This window comes from Peribacillus sp. B65 (genome assembly GCF_058513295.1).
The window spans coordinates 4,954,808-4,970,476 of sequence record NZ_CP195840.1; the positions used below are offsets into that span (position 1 = coordinate 4,954,808).

General features: G+C 40.2%; 13 protein-coding genes. 3 read left to right on the plus strand and 10 right to left on the minus strand.

Annotated features, from left to right (window positions below; genetic code table 11):
- Positions 1–67: 67 nt before the first annotated feature.
- The 3 genes from yukD to ACSR9O_RS24230 form a co-directional block, all read right to left on the minus strand.
- The gene (yukD, locus tag ACSR9O_RS24220) at positions 68–307 is read right to left on the minus strand and encodes an ESX secretion system protein YukD (RefSeq protein WP_053537134.1); all 240 of its coding nucleotides are present in this window, start codon (positions 305–307) and stop codon (positions 68–70) included.
- Positions 308–402: 95 nt separating this feature from the next.
- On the minus strand, positions 403–693 hold the full coding sequence (locus ACSR9O_RS24225; protein WP_034306171.1) for a WXG100 family type VII secretion target: 291 nt from the start codon (positions 691–693) through the stop codon (positions 403–405).
- A gap of 440 nt (positions 694–1,133) precedes the next feature.
- A complete protein-coding gene (locus tag ACSR9O_RS24230; RefSeq protein ID WP_101225657.1) occupies positions 1,134–2,048 on the minus strand; it encodes a nucleoside hydrolase in 915 nt (304 codons plus the stop codon).
- Positions 2,049–2,382: 334 nt separating this feature from the next.
- On the opposite strand from ACSR9O_RS24230, the gene ACSR9O_RS24235 reads away from it, so the two are divergent.
- Positions 2,383–2,565 carry a hypothetical protein gene (locus tag ACSR9O_RS24235; protein ID WP_101225656.1) on the plus strand — a complete coding sequence of 61 codons (183 nt, stop codon included), beginning with the start codon at positions 2,383–2,385 and terminating at the stop codon, positions 2,563–2,565.
- A gap of 59 nt (positions 2,566–2,624) precedes the next feature.
- On the opposite strand, the gene ACSR9O_RS24240 is transcribed toward ACSR9O_RS24235, so the two are convergent.
- The gene (locus ACSR9O_RS24240; protein WP_101225644.1) at positions 2,625–4,352 is read right to left on the minus strand and encodes a glycine betaine ABC transporter substrate-binding protein; all 1,728 of its coding nucleotides are present in this window, start codon (positions 4,350–4,352) and stop codon (positions 2,625–2,627) included.
- A 4-nt stretch (positions 4,353–4,356) separates the two neighbouring features.
- Entirely contained in the window at positions 4,357–5,562 is a 1,206-nt protein-coding gene (locus tag ACSR9O_RS24245; RefSeq protein WP_491725240.1) for a quaternary amine ABC transporter ATP-binding protein, read from the minus strand.
- Between the two features lie 1,740 nt (positions 5,563–7,302).
- Here ACSR9O_RS24245 and accD point away from each other — a divergent pair.
- Both accD and ACSR9O_RS24255 read left to right on the plus strand, forming a co-directional pair.
- Positions 7,303–8,160, plus strand: a complete 858-nt coding sequence (accD, locus tag ACSR9O_RS24250) for an acetyl-CoA carboxylase, carboxyltransferase subunit beta (protein ID WP_377400965.1) — start codon at positions 7,303–7,305, stop codon at positions 8,158–8,160.
- Entirely contained in the window at positions 8,157–9,110 is a 954-nt protein-coding gene (locus ACSR9O_RS24255) for an acetyl-CoA carboxylase carboxyltransferase subunit alpha (protein ID WP_491725241.1), read from the plus strand. Before accD ends, ACSR9O_RS24255 begins: the two co-directional genes overlap by 4 nt.
- Positions 9,111–9,785: 675 nt before the next feature.
- Here the strand turns inward: ACSR9O_RS24255 and ACSR9O_RS24260 are convergent.
- From ACSR9O_RS24260 to pbp4b, 5 genes are all read right to left on the minus strand, one after another.
- Positions 9,786–11,183, minus strand: a complete 1,398-nt coding sequence (locus tag ACSR9O_RS24260) for an amino acid permease (protein ID WP_491725506.1) — start codon at positions 11,181–11,183, stop codon at positions 9,786–9,788.
- 323 nt (positions 11,184–11,506) lie between these two features.
- The gene (hutH, locus tag ACSR9O_RS24265) at positions 11,507–13,024 is read right to left on the minus strand and encodes a histidine ammonia-lyase (RefSeq protein WP_101225639.1); all 1,518 of its coding nucleotides are present in this window, start codon (positions 13,022–13,024) and stop codon (positions 11,507–11,509) included.
- A 114-nt stretch (positions 13,025–13,138) separates the two neighbouring features.
- Positions 13,139–13,588: a histidine utilization transcription antiterminator HutP gene (gene hutP, locus ACSR9O_RS24270; RefSeq protein ID WP_101225638.1), complete on the minus strand. Its 450-nt coding sequence runs from the start codon at positions 13,586–13,588 to the stop codon at positions 13,139–13,141.
- Positions 13,589–13,837: 249 nt separating this feature from the next.
- Entirely contained in the window at positions 13,838–13,915 is a 78-nt protein-coding gene (locus tag ACSR9O_RS24275; protein WP_397316008.1) for an iron chelate uptake ABC transporter family permease subunit, read from the minus strand.
- Between the two features lie 226 nt (positions 13,916–14,141).
- The gene (gene pbp4b / locus ACSR9O_RS24280) at positions 14,142–15,515 is read right to left on the minus strand and encodes a penicillin binding protein PBP4B (protein WP_260359250.1); all 1,374 of its coding nucleotides are present in this window, start codon (positions 15,513–15,515) and stop codon (positions 14,142–14,144) included.
- Between the last annotated feature and the right edge of the window lie 154 nt (positions 15,516–15,669).

Genomic DNA, 15,669 nt, shown 5'->3' on the forward strand with positions numbered 1-15,669 from the left:
ATGTAACTCCTTTACCCCTGCTAAAGGGCTTTAGACTTTTTTCCTATAAAGAGTCCACACTGATCCATTAGAGGATCTCTAGGCGGTCCCCCGTCGTAATTCCGCTATCAAGCAGGGTTTCATAACCTGAACATACGAACTCCTTATTCTGGACCCGCACCCAATAGCCTTCTTTAGGTGCACTGGCAATATCCTTTACCTGCCATATGATTTCCACAACCTTTTTGATGGAGCGGTAATTCGACACTTGCAAATCAAATACTTCCCCTGTATACCTGTTTAAATCGATCGTTAGTTGAATATATATGGAAACCACCTCTTTAATGCAAAAAAGCACCACGATCTTCATAAAGAGTCGCGGCGCTTTTTCCTAGAAATTTCTTTATTTCATTGACCTAATGATTATCCGCGAATTTGACTAGCAATCTGATTATCTGTGTCTTCAAGGATTTGAGCTGATTTATTCAATTGTTGAGAAACTTCATTCAACAAGCGAGCCATATCCATGAATGAAGGCTTTAATTCTTCGTACTGGCCTACGAAAGCCTCACTGGAAGAACCTTCCCAAATACCAGTTAAATGATCTCTCATTCTATCTAAACGACCAATCATATCCGTTACTTGTTGGCTCTCATTATCATATTGTCTGGCTACATCTTTCAGTTCTGAAGGTGTTACGCGAATTTGTGACATAGAAAAAAACTCCTCCTTTTATCTTATATAGTACATTTTAATAGAACCATACATTTTCTGCCATATAAATAACCGCAAAGTCGAAAAATGGTAAATTATGATTATGTAAAAAAACCTAAATATGGCATTACGAAAGTCTATGTACCTGTTTTTCCATATTTCCAAACCCATTTTTTAAATAATTTTAAACATTTTACTTTTTTATGGTAAAAAAAGTTCCTTATACCCAATATTTCCGAGCCATAACCCAATAATATGGTTTTCATCATAATAATAGTGACTTTAGACTTTCTTTTTAATCAAACGTTTGATTAAAGTTTGAAGGCCACTATAATAATTCGGCCTGACTCCGATCTATTTATTCAACAGAAACAGGGCATATCTATTCCCAATGGTTCTGGGAAAAGAAACAGCCTTTATAATTAATACATGATTCAATGTCATATAACCCGTTCCAAGAAATGTTTCACAAACCGAGCACTTTCCACATTCGTACAGACGCGGATTCTTGATTCGCCATCCTTTTGACCGATTGTCCTGCCTGTTTCTTCACCCTCGGTCACCACCTTGACGTTCATCCATTCTGCACTCACAAAACTTGAATCAATCGCAGCCCCGACTGCAAGCGGATCATGAAGGGCGCAACCGCCCAAACCTGGATGGGAGTTTTCATATGCTTTCATATAATAATCGGTCATTTCCGCTAAAAATTCGGCGCTTTCCTTACCAGTAGCACGCCAATCATCAAGCTTCGATTTCAAAAGATATGTTTGCAGCGTCACATCAAGCCCCACTAGGGTGATTGGCAGTCCTGAAGCAAATACCTGATGTGCTGCTTCAGGATCTGATATTATGTTCGCTTCAGCATAAGGGGTTACATTTCCTGGTACGTTTACGGCACCGCCCATAATAACGACCTCTTTTACTAAGGACATGGTCAGTGGGGCCTTTTTAATCGCCAATGCGATGTTAGTCAGTGGTCCAACTGCAATAATCGTGATTTCATGCGGTCGGCTTTGCACCTGATCGATAATGAAATCCACTGCATTTCCTTGTGATGCTTTGATGGTTGGTTCAAACCGAAGGGTATTTCCTAACCCGTCTTCCCCATGTACATGCTTGGGATACCTCTTCTTCCTTCCGCGTACCAAAGTTTGGTCAGCACCTTCAAAAACCGGAATGCGCCTATTTAATTTCTCCAAAACGGCAAGCGTATTGCGGGTCGATTCAACAACGGGCACGTTACCAAAGCAAGTGGTAAATCCGAGCACTTCCAATTCAGGGGAATTTAAAGCATATGCCATCGCCAGGGCATCATCAATCCCAGTATCTACATCAAATATGATGGGTTTCAATATTTCCACACCTTCCAAAACACTTTTTAATCTCTTTCATATGTATAAAGAATCACTGTTTTCCAACTGAATTTTAACATTCAACGATAGACACTTCCACAGAAAGTTAGGAATAATCATAATTTGCAAACAAATGACAATGCCAGCTGGTCCTTGTATCTACCAGTAAAAATAGTTGACCACCCATAAATATCAATGATATAAAAAGTGAAAAGAGAAGTTGTACCTTAGTAGTGACCTAACTCCTTTTCAACTTGTTCGATGCAATTACTTCTACTCCAAAGGTAGTTATGAATACATGCGTTACGAATATGATATCCAAGGTGGAAAAAGGATGAAAATGTTTAAATTGATTGAAGATGATCCTTCTGCGTATAAAAAAGGAACAAAATTCTTTTTAATATCACATTCAGAATTCATTGGCGTGAAAAGTTATGTATTATTGGCTGAAGACTTGAAAGGAAAGATCGAAGTAACGGAAGAGGAATTGAGGAATAAATTCGTTTCCATCCATTGATCCCAAGCGGCTAAACTTAAAAAAGAGGGAATTCCATTTCTGAAATTCCCTCTTCTTTCTTATTTTAAGTCTTCAATCGAATCAATATCGACGTAATCAGGTACGACCAGACCATTCTTTGTTCCTTTTAAGTTTGGTCCAAGGTCAACCATTTCAGCTTTGTACTTATTATAGTATTCAAGATGTGTTCCCGGGAGCCATGCGGCCACCATGGCGTCCGCACTTCCGTTTGCTACGCCGGCAAACATTGGTCCCACTTCAACCTGACTTAATGTTACATCATAGCCATTCTGCTCAAGAACCTTGCCAATCACATTGGTACTGGCAATTTCAGTGTCCCAAGCAACATAAACCAGTTTGATTTTTTCGCCATTTCCTGATTGTGCACCTTGAGTCCATTTGGATACTTTGTCCTGATTTTCCTTTATCCAATCTTCTGCTGCTTCTGAAGGAGACATCCCATCAGCAACCTTGACCATTACATTTTCCATATCTTTAGTATCCCAGAAGAATTGATCAAGGATTTTATAAGCGCCAGGGGCATCCTGTTCAAGGCCTTTTCTGGCAATGGAATTGATGTTTTCAGCCCCGCCAAAGGATTCATTCGGATCTTTGAGATATTTTAAGTCATATTTCGAGAACATCCAATGCGGTGACCATCCTGTAACGACGATTGGTTCTTCTTTATCAATCGCTTTTTTCAATTCAGCAACCATTGCCGCCGATGACCCTTCAACCAACTTCCAATCATCCAGCTTATAATCATCTATAGCCGTTTTAGTCAACTTCATCAATCCTGCTCCAGGTTCAATTCCGATGATTTCATAATCGGCTTTGGCAGCAAAACTATTTTTATCCCCGTTCACAGCCGTATCCTTTGTAAAAGCACTGAATAGTGCAGTACCCACAACAAGTAAAGCCAAAATCGCAAAAATGATTTTCCTGCTTACGATATGCTCGTAAGCTGGTTTACGAAGGTTTTGCGTGATACGATCGAGAATGATTGCAATGATTACGATGGATAAACCTGCTTCAAATCCTTGACCAACATTTATTTGGCTGACAGCCCGGTAGACATCCGCCCCAAGTCCGGGTGCTCCAACCAATGAAGCTGTAACTACCATGGATAGTGCCAGCATGATGCTTTGGTTAACTCCTGCCATAATCGTAGGAGTAGCCAATGGAATTTGTACTTTGAATAACTTTTGGCTGCTGGTTGAACCAAAAGCATCAGATGCTTCTATCAAATCATTAGGCACTTCCTGAATCCCAAGATTGGTCATTCGGATTGTCGGTGCAATCGCGAAAATGAATGACGCGATGATTCCAGGCACCACCCCTATTCCAAAGAATAAAATTGAAGGAATCAAATAAACGAAGGCAGGCATCGTTTGCATGAAATCCAAGATTGGGGTTACGATCTTACGTACCGTGTTATTTTGGGCACACCATATTCCGATCGGTATCCCGATCACTATCGTTAAGACTCCTGACAATATAACGATTGCCAGTGTTTGGATGCTTGATTCCCAATAACCAAGATTATCAATCAATAGTAAGCTGATTAATGTAAATAATCCCAATGGCCATCTGCTTGTATAGGTAACCAGAAGGGTCAGGACTATGATTAACACGATGGAAGGTCCAGCACTCATTACATCGACCAGGATATCCAGTAGTCCCTCAATCACATTCGTAATAAGTGTAAATAATCCAGCAAATACAATAGTTATCCAATCCACTAAAGAATCGACCCATGCTCCTAGTGGGATTTTCGGCATATTCATTGAATTATTCACTCTCCATTTCATTCAAGGAATCTTTATTTCCGGCCAAAGCACCGATAACGGCACCGCGAAGAAGAATTCCTTTAATTCTGTTCTGATCATCGATGACTGAGATTGGCAAGCTTGAAGTCGCCATCACATCCATGAGGTTTCCAAGTAATTCATCCTCTTTTACAGTTGGGATATCAGTTGTCATCACTTCAGAGATCGATTGGTTATTACTCATTGCCTGACGTGCCTGTTCAGCAGTCACGGCCCCCAATAACTTCTGCTTCCTATCCACAACGAAAATGCTGGAATACCCTTGTTTGCGCATGATTTCCAAGGCAACCCTCGGGCCTCTGTCCACCGCAATCTTCTCTGGGCGTATCATCACATGAGAGGCTGTCAATACTTTTGATAGATCAACATCTTCCACAAACTTCTCGACGAATTCATTGGCTGGATTCATCATGATTTGTTCAGGGGTACCCAATTGAATTACACTTCCATCTTTCATAAGGGCAATTCTATCCCCGATCCTCAATGCTTCATCAAGATCATGGGTAATGAAAATGATCGTTTTTTTGTACTGATCTTGTATTTGAATCAGTTCATCCTGCATATCCTTACGAATCAATGGATCAAGGGCACTGAAGGCTTCATCCATCAGTAGGATATCCGTATCACTGGCGAGTGCCCGGGCTAACCCAACCCTTTGCTGCATACCGCCGCTAAGCTGTGATGGCATCTGATTTTCGTAGCCTTTCAATCCAACGGCCTCAAGAGCCTTCATCGCATTTTCCTGACGTTTTGCCGGATCCACTTTTTGAATTTCGAGCCCGAATTCAGCGTTTTCCAATATCGTTTTATGCGGAAATAAAGCAAAGTTCTGAAAGACCATGCTTATTTTCTTTTGTCTAACTTCCCTTAACCGGGCCGCGTTCATCTTCACGATATCTTCATCGTCAATTAGGATTTCACCCAAAGTGGGATCGATCAAACGATTGAACATGCGGATCAAAGTGGATTTCCCGCTTCCTGATAGGCCCATGATGACAAAAATCTCGCCGGGATAAATCTCGAAATTAACATTATTCACTCCGACCGTTTGTCCCGTTTCTTTCAAGATTTCTTTTTTCGTTTTGCCTTGCTTCAATAAGTCTGTTGCTGCTTTTGGAGATTTGCCAAAAATTTTCGAGACATTTCTGACTTCTACATTCGGCTTCATCAAGTCACCTCATTCTAATAGTTGCCCATATGATATTCAGTTTTGCTGAATTCCCCCGTTTTATGCGAGTGATGATTATTAATGCACAAGTACCTTGAAATAACCGAAATTCTACCCTAATGCTTTTTCTTCAAAAAAAGCGGAAGTGACACTTATTAAGTGCACAGGGCATAACGTGCATAAAAAAATAATCTATATTTATTATTCCCAAGAAGTACTTCTTTACTTGGATTTTATTATGTGTGATAAATTGAGCATTTCAAGTAGGAAAAAAAGAGGTGCAATCACAACTGAGGAAACAAGCAGGCACAACATATACCAACTGTAATATAAACGATTTCCACTTAGAGTTTTGTCCAGATGGACTTACGACTACCCTCTAATGTATTTCATTTCCTTAACCAGGTGGAATGATACTTGCAGTGCAGTATAACACCAAAACGCATAGAAATATGATTATGGGATTCCCAATGTGTCTAATTTGAGCTTTGCAGGGAAAAGAAGTGCAATACAACTGAGGAAACTAACAGGCACAGCATATACCAACTGAAATATAATGGCTTTTTATTTTAGGGTTTTGTTCTGTCCCAGCACACGGAATGAACCGCTATCCCTAAAGTACTTAATTACCTTAACAAAGAATGAATATAAATTCAAATGATGTGGGGCGGAATTGTTGTGTATATACGTAAAGATGGTGCACCATATGAAAGTGGCACCATCCCTCTATAAACATTGATTTATCAACGGTTAAAGCAAAAAACGGGACATCGAAACATTTTTTCGGACACACGATTTATCATTTTTTTTAAAATGGGAAATAATCTTACAGTCGAATACTCTTCCAGGACAAAACCAGAAGTACAAAAAAACGATATATGGCTACTTTAGTTAGTGGATTGCCTTCTTTCAATTAATCCATTCATAGAGCTTCTTTGGCTGTACAAGTTTTCAATGCTGCAAAAGATATTCAATAATAAAAAAATACAGTCCATCACTAACATGTATTTTTACTAAACCGGTGTGACCAATCGCTACACCTATATTGCCTTACTGTTCATTATCAAGATTTGATTTCCAATCATTTTTTGTTATTTTAAAATACTTTTTATGAGGTTGTCCGGCAGATAACAACCTTCCCCCAATGAGTATCCTAACATCACTAGATTTCTTGTTAAACAAAATCCTAATCTGCCCCTTTAGATAAAAAAAACTATTAATCTTTATCTTTTTACAATCTATAAACCAATAAAATATTATCCACGGAAGAATGAGCCCATTCAATTATATTAGTAATTGCATATTATGAGCTTACACCAACTAAGGGGAGTATTAGCTTTATTAGATGACACTTTGCTATTTGGTAAATCGCCCTTTCCAATAATCGGAATAATGGTGATCGATAAATAATGATTACACTCATACACTTCAAACAACCGTTCTGTTAAGCTAAGTAACCTTTATCCCCTTTATAGAAAGATAATAAGAAGTCTTAATGTTTGTATACTCGGATTGTATACAAGCCTTTGTAATTCCCGTCAATAAAATCGTAAGTTTCTGATTTTCCAAGTAAAAATGCATTCATACAGGAATAGATAATTTCATAAAATTTTTATTCTCTAGAATGATTTCTGATTGTATAAAACTTTTTAAGAAAAGCTGAAAATCACGCTCCATATTTTAAAGAATGGTGAGCGTAACTTGTAATACAGCGGTCTTACCACAGGAGGATTGATGAAGATGTATCCATTAAAAAGAGAAAAAATAGAATCGAACTCTTTTTTTGAAATAGACAAAAGCTTTACTCCCATCCCTTTTACTTGTAAATCATGTGGGGAAACCTATGATGAATCTCTTATGAAAATAGAATTGAATGTATGTCCGAAATGCCAATATCACTACCCCGTTACAGCTTATGACCGCATTTCAATGCTTACAGATAGTAGTTCTTTTTCGGAATTCAATAAAAGTTTAATTTCCGTTGACCCGTTGAACTTCCCTGAATATAAAGATAAATTAATTTCTGATAAGAATAAGACTGCATTAAATGATGCGGTTATTACTGGGGAAGCTTCCATAGGTGGCTATCCGGTTGTGATTGGTGTCATGGATTCTCGTTTCCGTATGGGAAGCATGGGATCAGCAGTCGGTGAAAAAATCACAAGAGCCATTGAGGAATCATTAAAAACACGAAAACCATTTATATTGTTTTCAGCAAGCGGCGGAGCTCGCATGCAAGAAGGAATTCTTAGTCTCATGCAGATGGCAAAAACAAGTGTTGCTTTAGAACAACTAAACTACGAAAAAATTCTTTTCGTATCCGTATTAACCAATCCTACTACGGGTGGAGTTTCTGCTAGTTTCGCTTCATTAGGTGATATCAATATTGCCGAACCACAAGCTTTAATTGGCTTTGCAGGAAGACGCATAATTGAACAGACTATAAGAGAAGAACTTCCAGAGAATTTTCAAACCTCTGAATTTTTATTGGAACATGGGCAACTGGATATGGTTGTAAATAGGAATGAATTAAAACAATCATTAACAACCATTTTAAAAATCCATCATCTCAATTTCAGGGAGTGTTTTAAACGATGAATTTGCAAGAATTAAAACAACTGGAAAATCAAATTGCTGAACTGAAAGAGGTGTCTACAAAGCATAATCTTGACCTAAACGAGGTATTAAAAAATCTTGAGCAAAAAGTCAATGAAATCAAAATTCATCTTAATGAAAATATGGAAGTTTGGGATAAAATTCAACTATCTAGAATTCAACAACGCCCAACTACTTTAGATTATATCCACCATATTTTTGAAGACTTTATTGAACTTCATGGTGACAGACTTTATGGGGAAGACCCTGCATTAGTTTCAGGAATAGCTACCTTCGAAGGAATGCCTATAACTGTTTTAGGAAATCAAAAAGGTCAAAATACAAAAGACAATATCTATCGTCGTTTTGGCATGTCGCAACCTGAAGGCTACAGAAAAGCCATAAGAATTATGCAACAAGCCAATAAGTTCAATCGCCCCATCGTAACATTTATTAACACGCCAGGAGCCTTCCCAGGACGTGAAGCTGAAGAACGTGGACAATCTCAAGCTATCGCCCACAATCTTCGTGAAATGGCTAGTTTTGGAGTACCAATCATCTGCTTTGTAGTTGGTGAAGGTGGGAGTGGTGGTGCGTTGGCTCTAGGGATTGGCAATCGAATCTACATGCTAGAAAACACATTTTATTCGGTTATTTCACCTGAAGGAGCAGCAGCAGTGTTATGGAAGGATGCCACACAAGCAAAACGAGCAGCTGAAGTATTGAAAATTACGGCTAAGGACTTGATGGAACTAGGGGTGATTGATGGGGTCATCCAAGAACCTGTTGGAGGAGCACATATTGACACCCCACTTCAATCGCAATTTATCAAAGAAACATTACGAAAGGCATTACAAGAACTTGGTCAATTAGATAAAGGCATTCTACGCCAACAGCGTTTTGATAAGTTTCGCAAAATTGGTGAGTATATGGAAGAAAGGAAATTTAATTAAGTAGATGAACAATTATTTTCCAACATGTTCATAGACCATTTCATATAGTCGATAGACTTAACAATACCTTCATATATCTTAAAAGACAAAATATATTATCAATGTCTTTCCTCCCCAATTAACCTGAATTATTATATATCCTATTGTTACAATATTCATGGCCATGCCAAGTAACCCTCCAAACCCTTTTGGAAGGGCTTATCTCTGTTTTACTAAACTGTTAATTAATCTATATCAAGGTAAGTTCCTTTCCTATTAAACAAAGCATAAATTCAATGAACTTCTCCAACTTTATCGAACGACTTCACGTTTTAATTCTTCTGTATATGTTTTAAATGTTTGTCCCTTTTCCTCCATAAAAAAATCCCCTCCAGGTAGATTATTAAGGACATCTTGTCACTCTACTTGTAGGGGGATAATGGGATAATACTTCTTAAAAAAGGAATATCCCTAAAATGAAATTGATATAGTGCGTATTGATTCAATCATCTCCAACTGTTACTTCGGCTTAATCAACTGGAACCGATGATCATTTTTTCATCACTTCAAATTATTGTTTGTTTTGTTTCTTGGCGGTAAGAAACCTTGTCATTTAAAGGCTGCTAACGATCCTAACAAAGAAAGTTGTATTTTTTAATAATTAATCCAAATAAATTATTAAAAGAAGTCTCATGTCTATTTTGCATTCCTATGTTCATCAAAATCAATTTTGCAATCCTTTAGCGGAACTACTTTTGTTTTCTTAATGAACTTATATCCAAGCCACATTACCAGAAAGAATGGAATGCCAAGATAGGCAGCGAACACACTGGCCCAGTTAATTTCATCGCCAATGAAGGCCTGATAGTTTTGCGCCGATAAAACGAAAAAACAAAGAGCAAAGGAAAATATCGGTCCGAAAGGAAACCATTTTGACTTATAGGGAAGTTCGTCCAGTGAATGCCCTTGAGCAATATAAGCTTTTCTAAACCGGTAATGGCTCGCGGCTATACCCAGCCAAAATATAAATCCAGTGACTCCAACCGCATTCATAAGCCAAATATAAATAACTCCATCACCGAAAACGGAAGCAAAAAAGGCCAGCATCCCTACAAGTGAAGTGACTACCAGTCCCCAAATGGGAACGCCGCGCTTGTTAAGCTTCCCAAAAATACGCGGTGCCAGCCCTTCTTTTGCCATTGAGTACAACATTCGGCTCGTCACGTAAAGACTTGAATTTCCAGCGGATAATACGGCTGTCAAAATGATGGCATTCATCACGGAAGCAGCGAATGCCAGTCCCACTTTTTCAAACACCATCGTAAATGGGCTAACCATGATCGTGTGTCCTTGCAGACTGCCATTCGTATAAGGAACGATCAATCCAATAACAACTATGGCCAAGATGTAAAAGAGGAAGATTCTCCAAAAAATGCTGCGAACTGCACGAGGTACATTTTTTGCCGGGTCTTCACTTTCACCGGCTGCAACACCGACTATTTCTGTACCTTGAAAAGAAAATCCAGCAGCAATGAAAATACCCAATGTAGCCAAAAAACCACCGGCAAACGGAGCGTCACCAACTGTGAAGTTTTTAAAACCAATCGCCTCTCCGTTCATGATCCCGAATATCATCAATATTCCGACAACGATAAAAATGATGATGGTTGCCACTTTAATGAGGGAAAACCAATATTCCCCTTCGCCATACCCTTTAACGGATACGTAATTCAATAAGAATATCAAAACTAAAAACAAAGAACTCCATAAAAAAGACGAGCTGTCAGGAAACCAAAACTTCATTACCATCGTTGCGGCAGATAGCTCCGCGGCAAGTGTCATCGCCCAAGTGAACCAATAGTTCCAACCAAGCGCAAACCCTAATGCCGGGTCGATGAAACGCGTAGCATAGGTACTGAAAGCTCCGCTGACTGGCATAAATGATGCCAGTTCCCCGAGGCTTGTCATAATAAAATAAACCATTATACCAATTACGGCGTAAGCGACCAAAGCACCGCCAGGTCCTGCAGAGTGAATGGCCGGCCCGCTTCCGAGAAACAGCCCTGTACCAATTGCACCGCCTAGCGATATCATCGTAAGGTGGCGCGCTTTCAGCTTCCTTTGCAAAGTATTTGACGGCTGGTTTTTTTCATTTATGACAGGTGGTTGCAATTGCCGATTTTCCAAATTAGATTCCCCTCCAAAAATGCATTTTTAATCTAGCACGAATAGGTAAAGCCGATCATTCCATCAATAGTCATTTCCTGCATTTATTACTATTTCAAGGTCATTTCTCTAATGCTGAGACCTTTTTGGATTTTTGGGATCTATGTAGCATTTACATAACGATGTTAGGCTTAAAACCCAGGTCAAAGGGCTATAAGCCTAACGTTCATTCGGATATTCCGCACTTCATATTATGTTGTAGGTAAACTTCTATGAATAAATGAATTCCAATCGATTTGATGTAACCAGCTTGCCGTTGCTTCAATATCTTTAGAAAAGATACGATCTTGTGTAATGCTTGGAATGAGCTTTCTTGCTTCCGTATAAAACTCTTTTGTAAACGGAGCCATCTTTTCTGTTCCGCGGTATTCCACCGCCTGTAAGGCACAAATGAGCTCAATCGCCAAAACGCGGCGTACGTTCTGAATGATTTGATGTGCGTGTCGGGACCCAATCGTTCCCATGCTTACATGATCTTCCTGGTTCGCTGAAGATGGAATGGAATCAACACTTGCAGGATGTGCGAGTGTTTTATTCTCAGAAACTAGTGAAGCGGCACAATATTGCATGATCATCGCTCCCGACTGCAAGCCAGGTGACGGACTTAAGAAAGGCGGTAAATCATTCAGCTGAGGATTGACGAGTCGCTCAATGCGGCGCTCTGAAATGTTCGCAAGCTCGGCAACAGCGATTTTCATGAAGTCCATCGCAAATGCAATCGGCTGGCCATGGAAGTTCCCCCCTGAAATAACCTTTTCCCCATCGTCAAAAATAAGCGGGTTATCCGTCGCAGCATTCATTTCGATTTCCAGTTTTTCTTTTACATAATCAAGTGTTTGCCATGATGCCCCGTGCACTTGCGGAATGCAGCGGAGCGAATAAGCATCCTGTACCCGCAGTTCTCCTTGCTTCGTGATGAGCTGGCTGCCGCTGATCATGCGACGAATCCGTTCCGCGACCTCTGTTTGCTGGCGGTAGCCTCGTGCTAGATGAACATCGGCATCAAAGGCATCTTCTATGCCGCGTAAACCTTCTAACGTCAGTGAAGCGATCGCTTCAGTTTGATGGGCCAACTGTTCGGCTTCAATGTAATTGACGAGGCCCATCCCAGTCATGGCCTGTGTTCCGTTAATTAATGCAAGACCTTCTTTTGCTTTAAGTGTCAGAGGAAGAATGCCTTCTTTAGATAATGCTATGATGGCCTCCATTCGCTCTCCTTTATAAAACACTTCCCCTTCTCCCATCAATACTAGCGCCAAATGTGAAAGCGGCGCCAAGTCCCCGCTTGCTCCAAGAGAACCTTGCTGAGGGATGACCGGATGGATATGGGCATTCAAAAGATCGATCAAACGTTCAATGACGACAGGACGCACGCCGGAAAACCCTTTTAATAGCGCATTGGCACGGAGAAGGACCATAGCTCTCGAAACGACCTCAGGAAACGGCTCCCCGACTCCGCAAGCATGGGAATGAATCAAATTCCACTGTAACTGCTCTGCGTCCTCTGCATCAATCAATACATCGCTGAATTTTCCAAAACCTGTTGTGATGCCATAGATGACTTTCTTTTGCTTCACGATATTTTCAACCGCTTCCCGGCTCTTTTCAACTTTCTTGACACTCTCGGCAGAAGCCGTGACAAATGCCTCCCCATACAACACTTTTTTCGCTTCTTCAATCGTTAAAGTTTGGCCCGTTAACATAATCATTTCATGCACCCCTATTCTTTTTTTAAACAAACAAAAGGAGGCCGTATTGACAGACTTATCCAGTCTTTCAATACAGCCCCCTATTTCACTAAATAACTATAGGCTTTTAATTATTTAAATGTGGTTAATTCCCAAGCCAACGGCTTCATGTTCAAATCCCCGAACCGGTGCTCCAATCGTTCCATACACGGCGACAGCAATCCATTCACCTTCGTCCCCGTTTTTAAACGGCCTGCCCCGAACGATGGCAAACCGAAGGCCCGCAGTCCTCAAAAGACCGCCAAGCTCGACTTGGCCGCGTGTCACTCCTTGGAGTGCTTCGATGATCGCATGATACAGTGCATGCATTTCACGATACATATCGGGATTGACTAACCCAAGTCTTTTCGCTGATGTCTCAATGGCCGCAACTATTTTCTGCAGCTCCATTGAACCGACTTTACCTTTTCCATAAAGCCAATCCATCCGCTTAAGGTCATTCGTCAATATGACTTCTTCTTCTTCGTTCGCAAACGCGTACATGATTGCATGGCGCCCGATTCTTCTGTCGAATTCATTTGTCATGCAGGTACCTCTTTTACAATTTTCTAAATACACTAATAACTAAATATCATTGTAAGCGGATACAAGCCGTTCGGTCAATATATTTTTTAAAATAGTTCTTTTAGGGGATGATTCATCACTCCCGAGAGCCGCTTTCTGTTCGTACAGTTCTCATCAAAATTCTTTGAAAACTGCAAAAAAACCCATCCTCATAAACGTCCTGAAAACGGGCTTTTTTTTCTGCAAATTTTCTGTACTTCTTCATATTTATTAAATGTTTTTCACGAGTAAATAGATAAAATACGGCGCTCCTAAAATTGAAACGATAATCCCCACAGGCAATTCCATCGGGGCCAGCGACTATTAAACATGCCGATCGCATCATCGTTGTACAAAATGGGGAAATCATCGAACAAGGTGCCCATGATAATTTGCTCCATCAAGACGGAGCATATAAAAATCTGATCCTTGCCCAAACTGTATAGAATAGAGCTTGGCTAAAAGAAATCCATAAACGAGAAAAAAGGCCTCCCAACATTATTGGGAGGCCTTAAACTTTATGGGAAATTTACTTTCATTCATTCGTTTTCAATGCTTCATAAATTGCAGTTACAACACTTCCATAGCTTCCTGTTGTGAAGAGGTCGCCAAAAAACTGATTGGAATTGGCTACAGGGTTAACGAGCGGAGAGTGCTTTTTATTTGTTAGTAACACAATCCCTAAATCCATTTCCGGATCAATGATCGTGACCGTCCCAGTCCATCCAGTATGACCGTAGGCACTGTCGCTCGCATAAGGGCTGAACATCCATTCCATGCTAGCATCGCCATTTCGTCTCCACCCAAGCCCATATGTAGGATTCATCTCGGAAGGTGCGACGAATTCATCGATGGTTTCTTGATCAAACAACATATGTTTACCGTATCCCCCGCCATTCAGCATCACCTGCAGAAGGACTGCCATATCTTCCGTATTGGAGAAAAGACCGGCATGCCCTGAAACGCCTCCCATTGAATAAAATGCTTTTTCATCATGTACTTCCCCTTGAAGTGTGTATGTGCGAATGTTAGGGAAGTCTATCACGCCATCACGGGTGTTGCCAAGCAATTCAGTTGCGGCAAAATCCTTTGGCTTAAAGCCCTTTTGAAGAGGATTGAACTTAGTATTTTTCAACCCAAGCGGCTTGTACAATTCATGTTCAACATACGCATCAAGCTGCTTACCCGTTATTTCTTCAACAATGGCACCAAGCAGCATATAATCGACATCACTGTAGACATTCTGTGTTCCAGGTACATATGTGAGCGGTGTTTTTGAGATGAACTCGATGGTTTTATCCCGCTCCTGGGAATAAAGTTCTTTAGAAACCTTTGGATTATGGTATTGCGGATCGGGTCTGAACCCTGCTGTATGATGAAGAACATCAATAATCCTCAGATTGTCCTTTCCTTTGATTACATCCTTCTCCGTGTCTTTGAATTCAGGAATGTACTGCTGGACTCTTGCCTGGATATTTAGCTTGCCTTCGCTGACTAATTTTTGAATGGCAAAATTGGTTGCATACATCTTCGTGTTTGAAGCAAGGTCAAACAACGTGTCATTTTCCATCTTCTGAAACTTCTTAAGAGGCGTATGTTCATTAAACTTCTGTTTGTACCCGTAGCTTTCATTTTTAACGATTTTTCCGTCCTTTATGACAATCAGGGCAGCACCGGGGAAACCGGCTGCCACTTCCATTTCAATAAGCTGATCCACTTTTTCCAGCTTTTCAGACGAAAAGCCCGCTTCTTCCGGTTTTTTTGCTTTCTCTAATATTGGATACTGGCTTGCAGTCTCCTTACTCACAGCGGCTTCATGATTTGGATTTTCATTAGCAAAAGACACGGATGGTGCTAGTAAGGAAAGTGCCAGAATTGAACTAATTGTGCAGCTTGTCCATATATTCATCATTTTCCACCCCTTTGAAATCACTTTAGAAAATAAAGAGCAACTTTAGCGAAAGATAATAATCTCATCCATTCCGTTCTTTTTTCACCAGGATTCACAATCCGATAAAGTGTTAATCGTGTATGTTCCGGGTTGCGATTGGGGTATCTTATTC